The sequence below is a fragment of the Longitalea luteola genome, assembly GCF_017356035.1.
Classification (GTDB): Bacteria; Bacteroidota; Bacteroidia; order Chitinophagales; family Chitinophagaceae; genus Niastella; species Niastella luteola.
In genome coordinates this window covers 629,094-653,214 of sequence record NZ_JAFIQX010000004.1, presented here as the reverse complement: position 1 = coordinate 653,214, position 24,121 = coordinate 629,094, and the positions used below count along the sequence as shown (strand labels likewise).

General features: G+C 43.7%; 11 protein-coding genes. All 11 read left to right on the top strand.

The genetic code is table 11. The annotated features are described in order from the left end of the window. Window positions 1–344: hypothetical protein (locus tag JUB15_RS14035; protein ID WP_207513123.1), on the top strand; the 344-nt coding region annotated here is incomplete at its 5' end. A 38-nt stretch (window positions 345–382) separates the two neighbouring features. Next, complete coding sequence (locus JUB15_RS14030) at window positions 383–8,026, top strand: PA14 domain-containing protein (protein WP_207513122.1); 7,644 nt, start codon at window positions 383–385, stop codon at window positions 8,024–8,026. Between the two features lie 23 nt (window positions 8,027–8,049). Further along, on the top strand, window positions 8,050–8,784 hold the full coding sequence (locus tag JUB15_RS14025) for a LolA3 family protein (RefSeq protein ID WP_207513121.1): 735 nt from the start codon (window positions 8,050–8,052) through the stop codon (window positions 8,782–8,784). A gap of 10 nt (window positions 8,785–8,794) precedes the next feature. Next, window positions 8,795–16,852, top strand: coding sequence for an RHS repeat-associated core domain-containing protein (locus JUB15_RS14020; protein ID WP_207513120.1), 8,058 nt, complete (start codon window positions 8,795–8,797; stop codon window positions 16,850–16,852). Window positions 16,853–16,871: 19 nt separating this feature from the next. Then, window positions 16,872–17,192 carry a hypothetical protein gene (locus JUB15_RS14015; RefSeq protein WP_207513119.1) on the top strand — a complete coding sequence of 107 codons (321 nt, stop codon included), beginning with the start codon at window positions 16,872–16,874 and terminating at the stop codon, window positions 17,190–17,192. Window positions 17,193–18,207: 1,015 nt separating this feature from the next. After that, window positions 18,208–20,586: an RHS repeat domain-containing protein gene (locus JUB15_RS28775; RefSeq protein WP_207513118.1), complete on the top strand. Its 2,379-nt coding sequence runs from the start codon at window positions 18,208–18,210 to the stop codon at window positions 20,584–20,586. Between the two features lie 16 nt (window positions 20,587–20,602). Beyond that, window positions 20,603–20,842: a hypothetical protein gene (locus tag JUB15_RS14005; protein ID WP_207513117.1), complete on the top strand. Its 240-nt coding sequence runs from the start codon at window positions 20,603–20,605 to the stop codon at window positions 20,840–20,842. Window positions 20,843–21,110: 268 nt separating this feature from the next. Further along, window positions 21,111–21,302 carry a hypothetical protein gene (locus JUB15_RS14000; protein ID WP_207513116.1) on the top strand — a complete coding sequence of 64 codons (192 nt, stop codon included), beginning with the start codon at window positions 21,111–21,113 and terminating at the stop codon, window positions 21,300–21,302. Between the two features lie 91 nt (window positions 21,303–21,393). Further along, window positions 21,394–21,885, top strand: a complete 492-nt coding sequence (locus tag JUB15_RS13995) for an MTBMA_p00010-related P-loop-containing protein (RefSeq protein ID WP_207513115.1) — start codon at window positions 21,394–21,396, stop codon at window positions 21,883–21,885. Between the two features lie 471 nt (window positions 21,886–22,356). Further along, complete coding sequence (locus tag JUB15_RS13990; RefSeq protein ID WP_207513114.1) at window positions 22,357–23,628, top strand: RHS repeat domain-containing protein; 1,272 nt, start codon at window positions 22,357–22,359, stop codon at window positions 23,626–23,628. An 11-nt stretch (window positions 23,629–23,639) separates the two neighbouring features. Further along, window positions 23,640–24,044, top strand: a complete 405-nt coding sequence (locus JUB15_RS13985; RefSeq protein WP_207513113.1) for a hypothetical protein — start codon at window positions 23,640–23,642, stop codon at window positions 24,042–24,044. The last annotated feature ends 77 nt before the right edge of the window (window positions 24,045–24,121 follow it).

The window sequence follows — 24,121 nt, the reverse complement described above, 5'->3', positions numbered from 1 at the left end:
AGTTCGGCAGTGATACGGCCCGTTCAACCGGCAGGGGATATTATGCGCATATGCGGCGTGAGCAGGATGCGTCTTATGTTATATCAGGCGCCACCTTGCGTTTTATGTACCAGCATGAACTCAACAGTTCATCAGTGCAGCTGCGGATCACCGATATCAGTAAGAATCCCCAACAGGAAGTGGCACTCGATTCATCGAACCTGGCAGTGAATTATGGTTCCAATTACCTGAGCCTTGACCTGGGTAATAAAGGGTTGATCAACCGCCATATGTATCTGCTTGATCTTTCCAATGACCGTAATGAACATTGGTATCTAAAATTCGAATACAGACAGCAACAGTAATTCCAACGGTAAAATAATCTGAAGAAAACTTTATAATAATGTTACAGACATTAGCCCGTAATCCCAGAACCATTGCCTGGTTTTTAGTGACCTTATTTTATCTGGAACTGGTGATGGTACCGGTTGCAGCCAGGGCGAATAGCCGCCCGATATCAGGGCGTACGCATAATTACAGTGCAGATACCTGGAAGGCTGGCCTCATTAACAACAAGCCAGTTAAGGCGGAAGCAGTTAGAAAGCCCGATGTAATAACCGAAAACACAGGTGAAAAGAAAGCTAACAGCCCTTTACATGTAAAAGGAGTAGTTACTACCGGCCCAACACAGCCGGAGATGCAAAGCTTTCAATCGGTGAATGGAAACAACCTGGTTGATCCGTTCTCCGGTGATTTTTCCTATAACATTCCATTGCTTGATGTGGGCGGTTATCCCGTAAACCTGCATTACCAGAGTGGAGTCTCTATGGACCAGGAAGCAAGCTGGGTAGGGTTAGGCTGGAACATTAACCCGGGCGTGATCTCGCGCAATATGCGGGGATTGCCCGATGATTTTCAGGGTGAGCAGGATAAGGTTGAAAAGACCATTTCCATTAAACCCAACAAGACCGTTGGCGTTACCATTGGTGGCAATATTGAGTTGTTTGGATTTTCAAAATTTTCCAGGATAACCAATCCGGAAACAGGCGGTGTTGTAGATTCTGTAAAAGGCCGCTCTGGCGTATTGGGCGTTTCCTTGGGCGTTTTTCATAATACATACAAAGGCTGGGGTACAGAGTACGGCTTAAATGCAAATATCAATGCCGGTAGTGCAGCCAAGACGCCGCTTTCGGCCGGACTGGGTATTACCAATAACTCTCAAACCGGTTTCGACTTTAGTCCCTCGCTGTCATTAAAACTTGGCAAAGAGCATGCAAAAAGAATTGGTAATATTTCCATTGGTACCAACTACAATTCCAATACAGGGATCCAGAATCTTCAGATCACCGGCGAATTAAAACGAACCACTAATGATTACAAAAAGATGTGGCGGGGTGGGCTAGAACATTCCCTTTCTATTGGATTTGCACGTCCATCCTATACACCTGCCATTAATATACCTTATACCAGCAGTCAGTTTTCATTGACGACCAAAGTAGGGTCTGAACATTGGGCGTTACATCCTAACTTTTACATACGTGGATATAGCTCCATACAGAAAGTGGAAGACAGGGATAAAACCCTGAAATTGCCTGCCTACGGATATTTGTATTACGACAAAGCTGGCAAGAACAGGAATGTGCTGCTTGATTTCAACCGCGAAAAAGATGTTCCCTTCTCAGACAATTCACCTCACATTGCAGTGCCTATCTACACCTATGATACCTGGTCAATAACCGGTGAAGGGACCGGTGGCAGCTTCAGGGCTTACCGGGGTGATATCGGCTATGTGTTCGATCATGCCATGACTACTAAAAGCAACAGCAATAACTTTTCACTCGATCTGGGCTTTGGCCAGATATTTCATGGAGGCGTAGATTACAACCGGGTAGATGCGTACAGCAAAACGAATCCCTGGGAAAAGAGCAACAATTTTATCGGGGTAGTTCCTTTTAAACAGGCAGAAGCTTCGTTTGAAAATGTGTATTTTAAAAATCCCGGTGAAAAGACCACTGTCAATAAAAGATTTCTCGATGCAATAGGTAACGACTCGCTCATTAGAGTAAATCTTTCACCCGAGGCGGCCAGCAATCCGGAAGTAGTAACTGCTACCCGGCAGGTGTCGCTCTTTCACAATGGCAAAGCCGTTGCCACCCGGTTATTCGATGCCAATACGTTCCGGCAGGTTCGGGATAAAAGAACACAGGTGATCTCTTATTTAAGTGGAAAAGAAGCCTGCGCCGCAGGTTTGGATACCATTATCAAATCTTATCAGATAAATGCATTTCCCATCACTTCCTGCGACAACAATTACGAGGTGATCAAGCGCGTGGATGCGATAAGAAAAGCCCACCATCTCTCAGAGATCACGGTGCTGAATGCCGACGGCCGGCGTTACGTGTACGGTGTGCCGGTATATAATATTACACAAAGTGAAGTTACCATGTCGACCCAAACGGGTGACAATGCAACAGGTTTGGTGGGCTATAGCGCTGTGGACAACTCTCCCAACAATAACAAGCCCAAAGACGGATATTATAATCACGAAAAATTGTCCGCTTATTCCCATTCGTTCTTGTTGTCAGGGATATTATCCAGCGATTATGTAGATATCACGGGAGATGGTATCACGGAAGATGATAACGGGGATGCGGTAAAATTCAATTATAGCCGCATTTACAGGCTTGGAGATGCATACAAATGGCGGGCGCCGTATCAGCAAAATCTGGCTGCCTATAATGAAGGCTTAAAAACCGATAGCCGGGATGAGCGTGGAAGTTATACGTATGGCGAACGGGAAGTATGGTACCTGAATTCCATTGAATCAAAGACCATGATCGCCACTTTTGTGCTCGAGACCGATTCCATCCGGCAGGATTCATACGGTGTATTAGGCGAAAACGGCGGGCAGGATGTCAACCAAAGATTGTTCCGGTTGAAAAAGATCAACCTCTATGCAAAGGCGGATTATTTAAAGAACGGACCAGTAAATGCAAAGCCGGTCAAAACAGTGCATTTTGATTACAGTTATGAACTTTGCAGGAACAACCCGGGTTCATTGAACAGTTCCGGAAAGCTTACTCTCAAAAGAGTTTGGTTCAGTTACAATAAAAATGAAAAAGGCAGACGGAATCCTTATATATTCACCTATAATACAGCCAATCCTGATTTTTCACAAAAGTCGGTCGATCGCTGGGGAAACTATAAAGATCCCAAAGACAATCCAGGTGGATTAACGAACGCCGATTACCCCTATGCCTTGCAGTCAGGCATCAATAACTGGAATGCTGATAAGGCGGCAGCCGGTTCTGCTCCCTGGACCCTTTCACAGATCAAACTACCGTCGGGCGCCACGTTAAAGGTGACCTACGAATCGGACGATTATGCCTATGTTCAGAACAAGCGTGCGATGCAATTCTTTTCCATAGCTGGATTTGGCAGTACACCCAACGCCTTCATGGCGCAGGAATTATACCAGAACTACCAGGATCACCATTATGTATTTATTAATGTGACCGAACCCGTAACTGACAAGAATGATATAACACGCAAATATCTGGAGGGTGTGAACACATTGTTCTTCAAACTTGCAGTGAATGTTCCGGGTGACCGCTGGGGCAGGGGATATGAGATCATTCCGGTTTATGCCGAAATTGAAGATTACGGAGTCAGAAGTGGAAGCGGTAATAAAATTATCTGGATCAAAGTAAAACCAGTTAAAGGCGACGATAGTCCGTTTGCCACTACCGCGTTGCAATTTTTGCGGCTAAACCTTCCCTCCAAAGCCTATCCTTTTTCGGAACCGGGTGATAATCTCGACATAAAAACCCTGTTGGGATCGCTGGCTTCCGTTGCCAATAACGTAAAAAACGCTATTAATTCATTTAACAGTAATGCCCATGAAAGAGGATTTTGTAAGCATGTTGAGACAGACAAGTCTTTTGTGCGGTTAAATAATCCAGTGTACAGGAAACTAGGCGGCGGATTACGGGTGAAGAAGGTGGAGGTATTTGACAATTTCAATAAAATGACCGGGCATAAGCTGCAGGAGTCGGTGTACGGGCAGACCTACACTTATACCGATTCCGTAATGATCAACGGAGTATTAACGGCGATCAGCAGTGGCGTAGCAACCTATGAACCCATGATCGGCAATGATGAGAATCCGTTCAGGGTTCCGCTGAAATTATACACAGTTAAAGTGGGTGCGCTGGCGCCGGCTGATTATATGTATACGGAGGAGCCATTTGCAGAGACCTTTTTCCCTGCTCCGATGGTAGGGTACAGCAAAGTGCGGGTCCGATCTATTCATAAGGACAGGAAATCAGCCAATGGATTTGAAGAAACGGAATTCTATACGGCAAAAGAGTTTCCCGTCATTGTAGAATATACACCTATTGATGACAAAACAAAGAAAACGTATAATCCGAAGATCCAGAACTTCCTGAATTTTGATGCTAAACACTTTGTAACCCTCAGCCAGGGCTTTAAAATAGAGTTGAATGATATGAATGGCAAGCTGAAAGCGCAGGCCAGTTATGCTGAAAATGATCCGAAACATCCCATTTCATATACCTATAATTATTACCGGCTAAAAAATGATAATGCGGCACAACCAAAATTATTGAATACGGTGGCTGCAATAGATTCAGCCAATGGCATTATAGATACGGCAGCCGAAATAGGCAAGGAAGTAGAACTTATGATCGATGTACGTGAAGAGACCTCCTATACCTTGAGCAACAGTCTGGAGGTGAATGCCGATTTTGTGCATCCGTTGCCACCCATCAATATTTTTACCGGTATTCCGCTGCCTTCTGCAGAAACCAACCGGTACCGGTCAATTGCTGTGTTAAAGATCGTGAACAGGTACGGAATGCTGGACAGCATTATTCATGAGGAAAAGGGGAGTACGGTTACTACCCGCAACCTGGTATATGATGGCGAGACCGGCGACGTGTTATTGTCGCAAACCAATAATGAGTTTGATGATCCCGTATATAATTTCAATTATCCGGCACATTGGGCGTATAGCGGCATGGAACCGGCATACAAGAATATTGGAACCGTATTGAAAGTTAATTTCCGTAAAGGGATCATGAAGTTTGCAAGCAATGAACGGGTACCCGTTGAAAAATATTTTGAGAGTGGGGACGAGTTGCTGGTGTTTGCCCGGGATAAACGCAAAGCGTATACCAACGATGCCTGTACTGATCTTTATTACCAGTTTGAGGACGAAACAAATGCCCGCAGGATTTGGGCTGTTGATGCAGCAAAAGGTAAAGAAGGGCAGCGGGGGATCTATTTTATTGACAGGGATGGTATTCCCTATTCTGCTGACGGGGCAACCATCAAGATAGTACGCAGTGGAAAGCGCAACATGGCGGGTATTCCGATAGGGGCGATCACTTCATTGCATTCGCCGGTAAAAAAAGTGAACAATGTCCCACGGCTTGTTTTTGATGCAACTACAGGTGTTATTGCGGCCAGCGCTGCCCGGTTCAGGGATCTGTGGGCAGTGGATAGTACTTTATATGCCAAGGATACCCTGGTGCGGTCACCTGGTTTGGTGACACCGCATTCCCCAATAACCCTGGTAGCCACTGATCATTACAGTATCCGTAACTATAAAGAATCTAGCGGTGGTAACCGTGATCTTGAGATACAGCCCGATTACGAATATTTTGAAGCGTCTTCATATAACAATGGTGGAAGTGGTTCAGATGAAGAAAAGAAAGGGTATTTGAAATTTGATATGAGCAGCATACCGAAAGGCGCATTAATAACTTCTGCAAAATTGTATTTGTTTGGACGGTCGAATGAATTACATAGGAATTCCCGCATCAGCAATGCCTGTTATCTTGAACGGTTAAAAGCTGTCTGGCCCCGGCAGGCAATTCCCGGGTCAAGCGATGGAAACATCGTATCAGATTATTTTTATGATGAAGAAAATTTAACCATTGACCGCAATAACCGGATAATTATTCCGGAAACAGCCCGTGATGTAGATGTTGCCAGAAACGACACTTTAGACATAACCGCTATGGCGCAGGATATGCTTGATCAGTATTATAGTTCGGAAGGTGTCGTATCCCCTGCCATGCGTATGAGTCTTGTGCACATTGGCGATGACGACGATGGTAAAAGAAGCCGTTTAACTTATAGTTCGGGGCAATTGCCTGAATTTTGTCCGGGTATTGTGCCTTGTAATCCCTTTATCGTACTTACTTATTATGATCCTTGTGGGGATGGGTCTCGCCCTTATAAACTAAGCACTTCTGGGGATGGTGGCGAAACTGCTATGATGATGGCCGCAGCCGCGCCGGCGCCTGTAGATTATTACTATTGTAATGATAAGCTGGTCGATAGCCCCATGTGCAAACCCAATATCAATGATACCGCTTTGAATTTTTACCGGTTCGGCATTTTAGGGAACTGGCGTATGGACCGCGCCTATACCTACTATGGAAACAGGGTGGAGTCTGATCCCGCCGATAGTACCAACATTCGGGTAAATGGGATCATTCAGGATTTCGCACCCTACTGGTCGTTTACCAATGCCCGTTTGGCCCCCTCTTCAGATTCCACCCGCTGGGTCTGGAACAGTGAGTTAACACACTTTAATAATAAAGGCTATGAAATAGAGAATCATGATCCGTTGAACCGGTACAATGCCGGACAATACGGATATAACCAGTCAATGCCGGTTGCCGTAGCGCAAAATGCGCAAAGCCGGGAAATCGGTTTTGATGGATTTGAAGATTATGGTTACCAGACGGATGCATGCAAGAGATGTAAACCGTACCGCCATTTCGATCTGGGCAGCGATGCCAGCCTGGTTGACTCCGTCAGGCATACCGGTTTGCATAGTGTACGGGTAAATGGGAATAGCGCAATAACTATATCTTTCAAAATTGGTACGCGTAATGAAGCCGGCCTATTGCCGGAGTTGTCAATGAAAGAAGATTCCATACCGCTGATTACATCCACCGTCAATCCTCAGGGGACCGGATTGACAGTTAAGTCCGATGCTGCGTGGACTGGTCCGAACATTTGTGGTATCGGAACGTTGGATATCGATACGAATATTAATTTCAACGTTACAGATAGAGAATTACCCGGTTTATGCCGCACAGGGTCTTTTAACGTTGAGTGGAATGGCTATATCCAGCCCCGTTATACCGGAACGTATAGATTTCTTGGGGTTGCTGATGATAATATGTCTGTACACATTTGGAAAAATGGTGTAGATATAGATCTTACTGTAGGTACAGGTTTAGAAGGCCCCCACGAATGGCTTGATACAATTCCTACTCATGCCATTGATCTACAAGCTGGTGAGCTATATCAGATCAGAGTGATATGGACCGCAGGACATGATCCTAACCAGGTCCGGCTGGAATGGCAAAGCGAAGGCCTGCAGCCACAAAGCAGGGAAGTAGTACCAGCAAACGTGCTGTATCCCTGGGGTTCTGATTTGAATGTTATAAAAAACATTAGTATCAGGAAAGATACCACCTGGTGTGTGCAATTAAAAAATCCAACAGGAAAACACGTAATCAATAAACGATTCTCACCCCTGCAGGGACAAAAAGTGGTGATAAGCGGTTGGGTAAAACAGGAAGGACAATGTATTTCCGGCAACTATGATAATGCCTGGTTAAACCTCGGCTTTAATGACGCAGCAGGCACTTATGTTACAATGAAACCAACTGGAAATATTATTGAAGGCTGGCAGCGGATAGAAGATACGCTGACCATTCCGAATACAGCTACAGAATTGTCGTTGACGATGAGGGCAGCTTCTTCGGCCTCGGTATATTTTGACGATATCCGCATTCAGCCCTTTAATGCAAATATGAAATCGTTCGTGTACAACCCGGTGAACCTCCGGCTGATGGCAGAGCTGGATGAGAACAATTACGCCACCTTCTATGAATATGACGATGATGGAACGCTCATCAGGCTTAAAAAAGAAACAGAAAGAGGGATAAAGACCATCAAAGAAACCCGGAGCGCTTTACTGAAAGAAAATGATCTGCCCTGATAAACAAATAAAAGAGAACAACTATGCTGAATATAAATAACCTGTGTTTAAAGCTGTTGATCCTGCTGGTGACCGGGTGCGGGCTCAAAGCCGCAGCACAGCCGGTCTCCGACGCATTTCAATGCTCCATGGAACTGGGTAAAATAAAAATGGCATTGCAGGATACAACCGGTTTAAGTTTCCAGGCCGAATACGTGGTCTCCTATAATGATGCCACCAGTAAAACGGTCAGTTATCAATACAGGTTGAGTAAACATAAAATGCATTACACGGCGAGTGATAGCACGGAGGTGATCCAGAATTATGCATACAACCTGGCCCTGGATCACAGACAGCATCGGGCGGTTGTTTCGCGGCCGGTGGATATTTTTAAATACCTGACCAATATTAATATCACTGATCTTTCATTCTATAAACTACTCGTAACCGGCAGGTCGCTTTCAGATACCGGTAATTACCGGAAACTGTCGTACCATTTTAAGCCGGCAAGTCCGTACCGGTCTTATGATATCATATACGATCCGGTCAGCTATCGCATCCAGGCTATCCAATACAGTTTTAATATGAATGGTGCACAAGGCGCTCCTGCAGGCAGCAAAATGCCTTTTCATGTAACCGTTCAGTTCAGTAACTATAATACCGGCGCATTCGGCGACGATGTGTTTGCCACCACCGGTTATTTTACCCGGAAGCAGGGAAACTGCAAGATGGTAGCCCCTTATAGCAATTATGAACTTATCAACTCCTTACATCAATAAACCGTATTCCATGCAACGCACTCTTTACCGGTTATTGTTTATTTGTACGCTGCTTGTTTGTTTTACTACAGTAAAAGCAATTGATGAACGGTACGCTGCCCCCGAATTAAGGGGTAATCAGCTGGCGCCCGATTCAACCAGTATCGTAATGGATACGGTATATTTCAATCCGGTCCTTAAACCGGCGCAAACGACCTGGTTTGTTAAGAACCTGATCACTTTCAAGATCGATGAAGCGTACCGGTTTGTCCTGCCCGATGCGTTTAACGTAACTATTAAGTTCCTGGTGCATTATACCATGGACAATAATGGTACACCAGTTACAGGTGTCTCTGATACGATCTCCTTAAATATCAATTACACCAAATTGAACACCTATGCTTTTAAAAATACCTATATGAAAGACGGGTGGTATAAAGCGGAGATCGAAATAGTAAGTATAAATGGAGGCACTAATTTGAGTGATTACCGCGATGCATTGGTACTGACGAATGAGATCCTGGTTAACCGGGAATACAATTTTTCGTGTACTAATAATGCCGTCAAAAGCATAAACCATGCTTTGCTGCCCGCTAACGGTGAATTGTTCGTAAACTGGCAGCCGGAAAGAGCTGCGGATGAATATGACCTGGAGTGGACGTATGTAGAACACGCTGCTGCGAATAACTACAGATCCGGTGATCAATTCGAACCTAAGAAAGTTTTCGCGGCTGGAGCAACCAGAGTGAGTGTAACGAAAGAGCATTATACTATACCATTGTTGTTTGAAGGGGCCGGTACCTTAATTTTCCGGGTAAGAGCTGTGCAGGTAAAACAGAACGGACAACGGATAGAATCAGTGTGGAGCTCTGATTATGCAGGTGGACTGGGGCAATATGTTTTCCGTGGATTGGATACGATGATGAACTGGCAGGCAAGTACCAGCTTTGCAGAAGAAGGAAAAAGGAAATCGGTAGTTCAATATTTCGACGGTTCCCTGAAAAGCCGCCAGACGGTTACCAAAGACAATACTACCGATAAGGCGATCATTGCAGAAACTTTGTACGATCACCAGGGCCGGCCGGCGATACAGGTAATGCCATCGCCATCATTAAGCAGTATTATAAAGTATACACCTGGCTTTAACCGGTTGAATGGAGAGTATACTAAAGACAAGTATGACGGTCTTCTAAAAGACACCTGTTTTTGCAGACAGGGCGCGCCGGCTATGAATACAGACAGCGGGGCCGCGCTGTATTATTCACCCAACAATCCCCTGGCCGACAGCAGCTATCATAAATATATTCCCGATGCAAACGGTTATGTTTTTGCCGAAACAAAATATACGTCAGATAACACCGGACGTATCAGCGTACAGGGTGGGGTAGGCGAACCTTTTCAGCTCGGTAAAAAGCATGAGACCCTTTACACCTACAATTCAGCTGAACAGGAAGAATTGGATGCCTTGTTTGGAACGGAAGCAGGTAATGCCCGGCATTATTTTAAAAATACGGTACAGGATGCCAATGGACAGCTGAGCATCAGCTACGTTGATATGCATGGCCGAACGATTGCTAGCGCACTGGCCGGCGATGCAGCCGTTAAACTGGATAATCTGACATCGAACACGTCCAACCTGATCATGAAAAAGCTGCTCGATAGCAACAGCAACCTTGTAAAAGGAACGGTGATCGAAAGCAGTAAAGGCCTCCTGGTAACAGAGACCGGGCCACACCGCTTTATATATTCACTGCTACCGGAAGGAGTTAGCATTAAAGATTGCAAGGATATTTCTATCTGTTATGACTGTGTCTATGATCTTTCGTTAACTATTGCCGAAGAATGCAATGATACCACGAGGGGCAACGGAAATTCCATCGTGTTAACCCGAAATAATTATAAAATTGATACAGCCTGCAACAATTATTTTCCGTCGCTCGATACTACGCTTACACTGGTCAAGGGCAGCTACCTGGTAACCAAAACCCTTACGGTGAACAGGCAGGCCATGGAGTATTACCGTGACAGTATTTTCATGCAGCGCAATACCTGCCGGAGCTTGCAGCAGATGGTTCAGGAGCAAATAACACAGTTGCAGACGAGTATTTCATGTGAAAACGCCTGTGCATCTTGCGAAACCGAAGGTTTACATGTTAATATCCGCCAGCAAATGTTGGCAGATATAACCCCGCCGATGGGACAATACGCCAAACCCGGCAATATTGATCAGTATTCCGTTTTTTACCAGGATGGAAATAATCAGCCGGCCTATAAACAAGTGAAAGGCCTGTATAGGGATGAAAATGGCAATGAGGATCCCCTAATACAAAACGGCATAACCCGGGAACAATTTATAGCGGAATTTAAAAGCTCCTGGGCTGAAACGCTGATCGAAATGCATCCTGAGTATCCCAAGCTTCGGAAATATGAAGAGTTGGCAAAAAGCAATAGCTGGGATCTGCGTTTTCAAAATACCGACAGTTATCAGGCAGCCGTCGACAGTGGATTTTTAAATCCGGCTGATTTTCCAACGCATCCGGCAGGCAGCATCTTTGCTCATAAGTATGAACACCGCGATCCGCTGTTCACCGATCTATACCCCGGATATAAAGGACGTATGCAGGACAGCCTTAAGGAAAAAGCCAATGATTCCGGAAAAGCGATTTCTATGTGGTCGCTGGCTACCATTATGGCCCATTGCCCCGGGGGCGATAATAGCTGCCTGAACCGGTACAAACATATTGACAGCGCCTTTGCTATAGGCAGTGAATGCAGTGGCGACCGCGATATTGCCTGGCAATACTTCCGGGAAATGTACCTGCAGGAAAAAAGGGAAATTATTGCGGAAATATTAAATGCAGCTCAACAGGCAGCTGAGATAGAACGATTCAGGGACCTGACAGAGTTATTTGATAATCACACGCCTAATTTTTATGATCCCAATTCAACGTCCATCAGAAGTGATATACCTCCAAATGAGCAGGCCGGCCGCGACAGTTTAAACAGTTTTATTAATAACAACTGCCTGGCGTATGTAACGCAGTGGTGGGAGGAATTGAAGCCATGTGATTTTAATGCGACTGACAGTTTATGGATAGTACCAAAATTGCTGACGGTATGCAGCCTGGGAGGAGATTCCGCGCATTTATTTGGAGCAAGTACGGTAAAGCCATCCAATTCCTATCAATTCAGAAGTTTTGAAGAAGTAATAAAAGCATACAGGGCACTTACGGGCAAGAGCTACAACGCGGATTGCAATGCCTATCTCATCACAGCGCCCTTGCCCTATGACCAGCAGCCGGTATACTATGAAAAACCGGTTTATCAAAAGCCCGACAGTTGTGAATGTGCTACCATTAGCTCGTTGTACGAGCAATTTGAGTTTTCTCGAAAAGACAGCAGTTTTTCTGATTATATCTATAGAACTACGGGTACCCGCATATACCAGGGGGTGCTGGATACATTGCGTATGGCTTGTGATGGGCAGGTCAATTGCAGTTTTCTCTCAACACCAATATCCTTACCGCCCGTGCTGCAATGTGGGGTAAAAGATGTGTGTGTTGACTGTGACCGCATCGAAGCCTTAAACGAACGATTTAAAGCTTCTTTCCCGGGTGTAAATCCTGCTATTGAAAATACTGGTGTATCAGATTCTGCTTACCAAACTTCGAACCGGTTGTACGAACGGTTTATGAATAACCATCTTGGATTTAGTAAAACGGCTTATGAATATTTAACGTTTACTGAACAATGCGGAACAGAGAATTTGAATGGGTCTTGTGGTACGCTGGGAAATTGGTTGAGCGAATTTAAAAAATACAGCGGTATTCCGCATTTGGATGCCAGCGGTAGTGACACTACACATTGGAAAGTAACTTTCTTTGGCTGGGATTACAATGTTGGAGTTCCGCTAGGGGAAGTCATCAAAAACGGGGTAATGGGTCTGCCAGGTTATTATGCCGATACGCTTGTAAACAAGAATGCGGCCTTTGAATACCTGAGAGATACGATGTGCTTTGATACGACGGGGTTTACCTGGGAAACCAGGATCAGGTTACCGGATAGCCTCGCGAAAATAGATGGATTTGGTACCATTTGGTGGACTTACTTATACCTCAATAAAGAAGTTGGGGACATTTTGCTGACTATTTCACCGTACGATGGACAAGGTACGGGTGTTTGTACCCATCTGAATGATCCCCTGAAGTCCTGTGTTCTTCAGAATCCCGGCCTGCATTTGAATGACTGGACGGTACTTAAAATGCAGTTCCGTGGCCGGAATTTCAAAGTTTATGTTGGTGATATATTGATGTCGGAGCGAACATTGGATGCGCCCGTGTCGAGTATGTATCATTGGAGTTTGGCGCCACGTTCTGCAAAGGGGAAGGTAGACTATATAAGAATTTACGATGCTGATAGTACGATATTGTATAATGAGAATTTTGACGATGCCCATAACCTGGCGCAGATCAGCAACAAAGCACGGTGCGAGCCCTGTGGAGTACGCTATACGAACTATTTCAATCAGCGAAATAATTCAAATCTGTCATATGCGTCGATCGATTCAATGTATCACAGTTGCGGAGTTCAATTAGATCCTTGCGAAGAATTAAAAAAGCTTTGCGGCAAAACGGAACCGGTATTTGCGCCAGAAGTAGTAAAACAGCATGCTGCCTGCAACGACACTACTTTATTTTCGCATACAACCGGCGTAGTGATGCATGAAGCCTACCGCGACTCTTTGATCAACAGTTTTAATGACCGCTATCTGGCCAAATGCTTAAACGTTCGTTATAATGAGCGCTTAACGCTGTATCAGCCTACCCGCGAGTTTCATTATACCTTGTATTATTATGATCAGGCTGGTAACCTGTTAAAGACCATTCCGCCCGCAGGCGTAGACGTGAGTAAATTTGGCTGGGCGCGTGCCTGGTCAGATTCCGTAACGCTGGCCCGTCGCAACCGGCAATCGCTGACGCCCAGGCATACCCTGCCTACACAATACCGGTATAACACGCTGAACCAGGTAGTAGCGCAGCAATCACCCGATGGCGGCAAATCAGAATTCTGGTACGATCGGCTGGGCAGGCTGGCCATCAGCCGCAATGCACGGCAGAAAGCCGCAGGCGTTACAGAACAGAACCGGTTGTATAGCTATACAAAATACGATTCCCTGGGCCGGATCACGGAAGTAGGGCAGGTGAGCAATACGGATGCCAACGGAGCGATGACGAATGCCATCAGCCGCAACCAGGGATCATTGAACAACTGGTTAAATACCTTACATGGCCGGCGTGGACAGATCACCAATACTGTATATGACCTTCCTTATCCCGGGTTTATAGGCATAGGTGACATGCGGCAGGTGATAACACAGAAGAATTTACGTAACCGGGTAAGCTACACGACCATCACAGATACCGGAACCAGCAATGCATACAACCAGGGTACTTTCTATACGTATGATATCCTGGGCAATGTAGATCAGCTGTTGCAGGATTATGGCAGCAGCAGCTTTGGAACTACTGCCAACGTGATGAACAAGAATTCAAACCGCTGGAAAAAGATCAGTTACCAGTATGACCTCGTAAGCGGTAAAGTGAACCTGGTGAAATACCAGGCAGGTTGGCGGGATGGATTCTTCCATCGTTACAGTTATGATGCCGAGAACCGTTTAACGCTGGTAGAGACCAGTAACGACAGCCTGGTGTGGGAAAAAGACGCCCGGTATGAATATTACCGGCATGGACCGCTGGCACGGGTAATACTGGGAGAACAACAGGTACAGGGCGTAGACTACGCGTACACGTTGCAAGGTTGGTTAAAAGGCATCAACAGTTCAGGCGGAACTGATTCGTTTGATATGGGCCAGGATGGGCTTACCGGCAGCATGAACCAGTACACAGCACAAGATGCGATCGGGCTTACGCTGAATTATTATGGCAATGATTATACGGCGATCAGCGGACATCCGTTCCCGGGGGTCAGTGGGTATCTGCCAACAAATGTTTACCGGCCGTTGTACAATGGAAATATCAGCAGCAGCAGTGTTTACCAGCGGCGGTTTGAACTGGTGGATAATAATCATCCAGGCGGGCCGCTGATCTTTTACAATTATAAGTATGATCAACTGAACCGGTTGACGGCGCAGGATGCTTATGCAGGTAATTATAATATATCTACCGGCGCCTGGAACAGTTTGCAAAGCATGGGTGAAAGACTGAAAGAGCGGATCGTGTACGATGCCAATGGAAATATTCAAAAATACCTGCGCAAAGGAATTACAGGCACTGCAGCGCATATGGATAGTTTGAATTACTTCTATTATGCAGGCACTAACCGGTTAAAACATATTTCAGACAGTATTGCGGCAAATGCGTATACCACGCCCGGTAACCGGATCATCGATATCGATGGTCAGTCAGACAGCAACTATGTATATGACGCCATAGGTAATCTGATCAAGGATAAGAAGGAAAACATAACCGACATCAAATGGAATGTATATGGCAAGATCCAGGAAATAACCAGAACACCGACGGCAGAAGTACCGGCCAGTAATATTAAATATACCTATGATGCCTTGGGTAATCGCATTGGGCAGGAAGTTACATCGGGCGCAACGAAGTATTACAGCTGGTATGTGCGGGATGGGCAGGGCAATCTGTTAAGCACTTATACGGCAGAAGGCAGTGCCAGCGACCTGTCGGCCCTGGTATTGAAGCAGACAGAAAAACACCTGTTTGGCAGCAGCCGGTTGGGCTATGTGACCATGGGAACGGGCGTAAATTTTGATGGCGGTCCGGGCAATACGCAGTTTTATTTCAATGAACGGAAATTCAATTATGAACGCGGGCATAAACAGTATGAGTTGACCAACCATTTAGGGAACGTACTGGCCACAGTATCAGATCGCAAATTTGGTGTATCTTCAGCCGGAAGTTCTTTGATCGATCACTACGACCCGCATATTGTGACTGCCCAGGATTATTATCCGTTCGGGATGCTTTCAAGGGTTGCATTGCCTAATAGTGGAGTGCCATATAAGTTTGGGTTTAATGGCAAGATGAATGACAATGAGGTGAAGGGGATGGGCAATCAGCAGGATTATGGGATGAGGATTTATGATGCGAGGGTGGGGAGGTTTTTGTCTGTTGATCCACTTACTAAAGGATATCCTGAGTTAACGCCTTATCAGTTTGCGAGTAATAGCCCAATTGCAGGGATTGATCAGGATGGGTTAGAGTTCTTAGGTGCTGGATGGCTAATAGATAAAGCATCGGAGGGGTTATCAAAATTAGGAATGCCCAGAACGGCAGGTTTTGTAAGTTCATATGGACATTCAGTAATTATCGATCCTGCATACTCAAATTATGAGCATGTTCAGAAAATTAGGAACAAACAGTATATTGAGGCTGCAAAAGATTATGATCCTACTGGACTGACTCGAATTCCCGATATTTATAGAACTGGTGTAAAAGCTTTTAGTGGGGATAAGAATGCACAAGGGCAACTTCTAGGGATGGTTCCTGGTGTTATTGGAGGAATTAAGGCTTATAGGGCAGCAACAGGTAAAAATGCAGTAGCTACTGCGACAGAAGCGGCTACCATTGAAACACAAGTTGCTGCAAATAGTGGAAATTCAGGAGCGGCAAAAACAGTTAATGTTAAAAAGCCATTCGGTTATGACAGCTGGGGAGGTGAGACTCTGGATGATGCTATTAGGACTAAAGAGCAAGCATTTGACCCTACTCCACCTGCACCAACTGCACAACCAAATCCTCCTCCATTACCAGATTTGGTTGGTTTTCGTAAAGCCCATATTTTAAATAGACATAAACCCGGTGCTGGAAAAGCTGGTAAAACAGAGTTTCCATCAAGTTGGAGTGATCAAAGAATTATTGACGAAGTGAATAAAATTGCAAATGATCCAAATGCAGCAGGAGGAGTAGGTTTATATAACTCACCATATAAATATGGCACAGTAAATGGTGTTATAATTCGTGTTGATTTTTATCCAATAGGTCACGCTCAACACGCAGGTAAGGTGTCAACTGCATATCCGATAAATACCATTCCCAATCCTTAAAACTAATAAATGTATAATTATGGAAAATGAGACTGCTATTCAGGCTGAATCGTTTATAAGAGAAGTGCTATCAGTTGTAGCCTCTAACCTCGAAAAAGATCTAATAGACTTTGTAAAACACTATTTATATCATGCCGAGTATGAAATGGCGTTTGAGGGATTGTTTATTGCGATAATGAATTTTGATACAGTTCCAGTTATTGATTGGAGAAGGAGCATTGAAGTTGGCAAAAAGCTTAAATTAGATGTGGAATCAATCTATGATGAAAACTTCTGGACACGATTTAGTAAATATGTTGAAGGTAAAATCAATGACGATATGTCAAGTAATGGTATATAACGTTATTGAGCTAGAACTAAAATAAGCTAGGCCCACCACCTGGCGTTTATAATCCATTGAAGGAGGTCAACACATGGCCTCCTTTTATTTTTTCACCTCCTAGAACTTCCATGAACTTTACACAATTAAGCGTCCGGTTATCCAATAGCATAACAGAAACACATAAGCTAAAGCCAGGCTAAACAGCTTGGCTTTTTTTATTTCACCCATTAAACATTATTACATGACTACAACACTCAATACAGTTAACCGGGAGTCTCTGCATGCCAATGCCAATAATTGAATTATGGGCTTTAAGCGGCATATCGCGGGCATGTAGGATTAGTGTTATGGCCTGATAGATAATTCCTGCAGGTGGAGTAGTTGATATTGAGATGTACGGCTGCTTTCTTAATAGAAGTGTACTTCTCTCCTGTGCAGGTGTCAACGATAAGGCGTCTTTTCCTTTCTCCGGATTTATATAAGCCCGTTTTATAGGCATGTAAGGCGTTTTCTGAGGATGGCCATTTGGATTTTTCAGCCAGTTATCAGGCTTGGCGCCGTTGAAATGGTTTAGCGTAGCTTTATTCTCATGTTTTGGAAATTCCTGAGCAGGTATCCTATGTACCTGTTTGGTGGTTGATTGTCCGTTTTTTATTAGAAGTAACGGTAAAATAACCTTTGCTAGATGCTTGGGCGTTTATCTTTTCTATTGAGATTTGAGTACCTGGTACGTAGATTTTGTAGGTATGCATCTTTTGATGCTACGAAACTGTCAGAATTGCGTATATCCTAGTGCTCTGTAATAACGTAAAAGACGTCCAATGTTCCCTATCGATAAATAGTTGAGTAGAACTACCGAACGTACAAGGGAGTGACACAACAGGTGGTGGTGAGAGTAGGTGTAGCTGGTCAATAAAAGAAATTAACGGAGGAAACCTGGTGCCAATTAATTCGGCTGCAGCCAGGCTGTCTTCGTTCAGGAGTGCAAATGAGAAGCCATACCTGCATGGACCAATGCTACAGCTAACATTAAGTGAACAGCAGCGCTTGTCCCGACTTCAGTCGGGATGCAGGGTATGGACTATGCATACACGCTGCAAAGCCTGCCCCGCTTAGCTGGGGTTGGTTAAAAGGCATTAACAGTTCAGGTGGAACGGATTCATTTGAGATGGGCCAGGATGGACATGCCGGCAGTCTTAACCAGTACACTGCACAAGATGCCATCGGGCTTACGCTGAACTATTTTGGCAATGATTACACCGCGATCAATGGCCATCCGTTCCCCGGAGTTAGTGGTTATCTGCCATCAAATGTTTACCGGCCATTATATAATGGCAATATCAGCAGCAGCGTTTACCAGCGGCGGTTTGAACTGGTGGATAATAATCATCCAGGCGGGCCGCTGATCTTTTACAATTATAAGTATGATCAGCTAAACCGGTTGACGGCGCAGGATGCTTATGCAGGTAATTATAATTTATCTACCGGCGCCTGGAACAGTTTGCAAACGATGGGTGAAAGACTGAAAGAGCGGATAGCATACGATGCCAATGGAAATATTCAAAAATACCTGCGCAAAGGAATTACAGGCACTGCAGCGCATATGGATAGTTTGAATTACTTCTATTATGCAGGCACTAACCGGTTAAAACACATTTCAGACAGTATAGCGGCAAATGCGTATACTACGCCAGGTAACCGGATCATCGATATCGATGGTCAGTCAGACAGCAACTATGTATATGACGCCATAGGTAATCTGATCAAGGATAAGAAGGAAAACATAACCGACATCAAATGGAATGTATATGGCAAGATCCAGGAAATAACACGGACGGCAACGGCGGAGGTGCCGGCCAGTAATATTAAATATACCTATGATGCCTTGGGTAATCGCATTGGGCAGGAAGTTACATCGGGCGCAACGAAGTATTACACCTGGTATGTGCGGGATGCGCAAGGCAATTTGTTAAGCACTTATATGGCAGAAGGCAGTGCCAGCGATCTGTCGGCACTGGTATTGAAGCAGACAGAAAAACACCTGTTTGGCAGCAGCCGGCTGGGATATGTAACCCTTGGAACGGGTGTAAATTTTGATGGCGGTCCGGGCAATACACAGTTTTATTACAATGAGCGTAAATTCTATTATGAACGCGGGCATAAACAGTATGAGCTGACCAACCATTTAGGGAACGTACTGGCCACTGTATCAGATCGCAAATTTGGCGTATCTTCCCCCGGAAGTTCTTTGACTGCGTCCGACTCCCGGCGGATCGATCACTACGACCCGCACATTGTGACAGCGCAGGATTATTATCCGTTTGGGATGATGAGCAGGGTGGCGTTGCCTAATAGTAATATTCCGTATAAGTTTGGGTTTAATGGTAAGATGAATGACAATGAGGTGAAGGGGATGGGGAATCAGCAGGATTATGGATTTAGAATTTATGATCCAAGAATCGGTAAATTCTTATCAGTTGATCCGCTTATTAAAGATTATCCCTGGTACTCGTCTTATCAGTTTGCGGGGAACAAGCCAATTTGGGCAACAGATTTAGATGGTTTGGAAGAAAAGTATTTTGATGGGCAGTGGAATAGCAAAACGGGCAAGGTTGTGTTTAAATTGGAGAAGGTTGTGGATCAAAAATCCTTCCTTGGTTATAAATATAAACCCAGCGAAGAAATCATAGTTACGTTCAAGCGTCCCGATGGAGATCAAAGCATATTCAGCTTTACACCTGTAGGCCATATTGTAAGGAATAATGGTATAAACGAAAGGGTTAATAAAATCGCAGAGTTTGAGGCATTTAAAACTGCATCTGCTGAAGCGGTTTTTTCGAATGAGAATGACGCATTCATGCCATTTGGAGGTGAAAAGGGGGCAGGGTTTTACAGTAATGGTGCATTGTCGTGGAACTTTTGGGGTAATTTTGATAAAGATTTTCATGATCACGGTGGTGCTTATACCTTAAATGCAAGGATAAAAGTTAGCAATCAAGTTAAAGCAGCTAACCAAGGGAACGAAGAAGCTGGTGAATCTGGTAGTGGTGATAAAATAACTTTGTACAGAGGTATAAACGAAAGTCATAAGTATTATAAAGATGCGTTAAAAGGTAATGCAACACCAAATCAAGGAAATGCAACGCCGCTAGAACATAATACTAAATCTACTTTAAACAGTCCATATACATCCTGGACAACGGATCGGGACGTTGCAGAAAATTTTGCTTTGCGTCCATTTGGAAAAGGTATCGTGCTGACAAAAACAGTCCCAGTTAGTGAAACCGTTGTAAGTCCAAATACCAAAAAAGTTAACCTTATTCAAAAGCCTGGGAAAATTGTTAGCGAATCGGAAGTATTAATAAAAGGAAAAGTAACTGGGGCAAAGGTTGAACATGTTAAAAAACAATAATAAAACCTAATTAAATATGATAGAAGCTCGTTTCCCACAACTTTCTGAGAAGGAAGTCGCATTAGTTAGAGCCGAAAAAAATACAGGAATAATCGTAGATGATAAATTTGAACGCCATATATCAGAAAGTCAAGTGTATTATTCAGTTTTTGAAAGTTATGAGGCGGCCCTTCAATATATTAATAGTATTTCGAGAAAAGATATTGAGTTCATAATCTATGGGAAGAATCAAGAAGTATTATTGTTTCATTCTTGAGGTATATGCTGCAAGGGTGATAATGTTTCACATGCCACGTTAGTTGAAAAGTAAGTAAAATTAAATGCATGTAAGTCTTGTTCACCGCCTGGCTTTTATAATTATTAAAAGGAGGTCAAACGGCCTCCTTTTTTTATTTCACCCCCTGCAACCTCCACGAACGTCACACAATAAAGCGTCCGGATATTCAATTGCATACCAGAAACACATAAACTAAAGCCAGGCTTTACAGCTGGCTTTTTTATTTCATCCCCTTAAACCCTTTTACATGACAATAGCACTTAATACTGAAAACCGGGACTACATCACCTGGCAATATCAAGATTTGAACTTCGGGCTTCTGGGTGGCCTGAAAATAGAAGGACTGGAAAGAATGCGGGTAACCCTGAAAGTGGAATATAAAGAACTGCAGTACGGCATAACCTTGACCTGTACAACAATGAAAGCCTTGATAAACTGATAAGGCGCTGTGCTGAACGGGTTACACTGGGGTACTGCTTACCTGACTACAGCATTTGCCACACTGATAAACCTGTTGGAAGAATACGGGGTTGGAGCAACTGAAGCTACTGGTTAAAGAAAAAGAACCGGTAAAACAGCTTACCGATGCAGAAAGGAAGGAAGCTGAGCAGTTTCTACGTCAGCCTGACCTGTTACAGCGAACCAATGATCTGATTGGGCAAAGTGGTGTAATAGGTGAAGAGCAAAACAGACTTCTAATGTACCTGGTTTTTACCAGCAGAGAGCGAGAAGAACCTTTGCATGTAATTAGCTTAGGTAGCAGTGGTACAGGTAAAACCCATTTACAGGAAAAGGTAGGTGAACTTATGCCGGCAGAAGATGTAATCCAGATCACCAGCTTATCAGAGAATGCTTTTTATTACTTCGGTAAGCAGGAGCTAAAACACAAGCTGGTTATGATAGAAGACCTTGATGGAGAAGGAGACGTGCTTTACCCGTTATGTGAGCTGCAAAGTAAAAAGGTGATCACTAAAATAATATTTATCAGAGAAGCCATCTTTCCCGTAGGTATTCATTCCTAAATGTTCATAATTTTCGATAACCTTTTGGACTAGTTGCATGATATACTTGTAGGTACAGTAAGCCTCCTGATGCAAGCGCGGTATGCATTCGTTCAATAAGCGGCATTTTTCCGGATCAGGTAATGAATCCATATCGGATGTAGGTTTGTGGAATGATGGAAGACCTGGTCTGCTTTGAGGACAGCCCATTCAAGGACTTATATGGGATTGAAAGGAAGTATTTAGACCATTCGGATTATTCTGCATCAAGATCTATAATAAATCATAAGAACCCGATGGTAAACAATGAGTTTAAGGAACGCTATAAGCTACAGGAAGTCAACATACAGCATTGTGATTTTGGTATAAACCGCCATAACTTTATTATTTGTCGGAGTGTACTCCATTTCTTTTACCTGTAATTTCATCCTTACATAGCTCATAAAGATTCGTACGTTTCATATACGAACGCGGGCATAAACAGTATATGAGTTGACCAACCATTTAGGGAACGTACTGGCTACTGTATCAGATCGCAAATTTGGCGTATCTTCAGCCGGAAGCTCTTTGATTCATCACTACGACCCGCATATTGTGACTGCTCAGGATTATTATCCGTTTGGGATGATTAGCCGGGTAGCGTTGCCTAATAATAATGTGCCTTATAAGTTTGGGTTTAATGGCAAGATGAATGACAATGAGGTGAAGGGGTTGGGGAATCAACAGGACTATGGGATGAGGATCAGTGACCCGAGGATAGGAAGGTTTTTATCGGTTGACCCACTTACTAAGGGATATCCTGAGTTGACGCCTTATCAGTTTGCAGGGAATAGCCCAATGGCAAATATAGATTTGGATGGTGGTGAGCCTAAGCCGGCAATAAACGGAACTCAGGAAGGCCAGTCACAATCCACTTCCCAAGACACCTACAATGCAAGGGGAGATTACACTGGAACAAAAACGGAGACTTGGTATTGGCATTCCGGTGGATTACGTGATGCAAAAGGAAATTTGACCAAAGCTGGTTGGTATGGGTCTGGTGGTTATGTGAATGTATTGTCTACTTCTCTGGCAGCAAAATCTTTGGGAAGTTCATTGGGATTGTATAATTCGGCTGCAAAATCATTGAGTGGAAATGAAGAATTGAATAAAAAGGAACTTGATAGATTTGTAGGAAGTGGATTAAATTACGAAGCAGCTAGACACTTTACCGCTGCAGCAAAAGCTACAGCAAATTCTTCAAACAGCTTTGTATCGGGCAAAATTGAGCCAAGTAATTTTAATGTAGAGGATTTATTAGGTGTTGGCATGTTACTTAGAGGAGGGCTTAGATTCTTAGGAGGAATAGCTGCAAGAAATCGAGTAATGCCTCTTGTGGGTTTTGGAAGTGATAAAGCAATTATTCAAAATTCAGCTAATCTAATTTCTAAAAAAGGTTGGTATGATGCTGTTGTGCATGGTACTGAGGATGGGATGGCATTTACAATAAACAAAAAAATTGTTAGTCCTCAAGAATTATATAATCATATGTTAGCCAATGGATATAAGCCCGGCACTAAAATCAGACTAATGTCTTGTTATTCAGGAAATTTTCCAAATGGTGCAGCTGCTCAATTACAAAAAATAGCAGGTGTACAAGTTGTAGCACCAACTGGGGAGCTTTCAATTATGAACAAAGGGAGCTTTATGGTAAATTACGGACAACAATTCTATGTAGCGCCCACAAAGCAACATGAAGTAGGGAAAATGCTCTTGTTTGAATAAAATTAATAGAAATGAAATTTGTAGGTATCATTAGCGATCATGAACGTGGATTGTTTAAGATTGGACAGCCATTAAGCGAATATCAAATACAAAAGGAGGTGCCAGTTGAAAATCTTGAACAGATCATTAACTATTTGGAGAATGGAACAGTAGTTGTTTCTTTTTTGCATTACGTTTATGATAAAATGAATAATCCAATTGTCCCACTCATTTTTTATACAGATGGAACATGGATTTGGCCTAGCTATCTTGGGTATTATTATTCTAAACAGTACACTGATTTAATTCCAGAGGAATTCCTTACTGATATGAAGAATAACAATTACAACCCGCCCACTGTCGACAATGAAAAATTGTTAGAAGCTCAAAAATTATATGTCAATACATATGATCCTAATAGAAAAGGTGGAAAGTAGTCATTCTTTAACAACATAAATAAAATAGCACCAAGGCCAACACACTGGCTTTATATAATCTATTGAAGGAGGTCAAT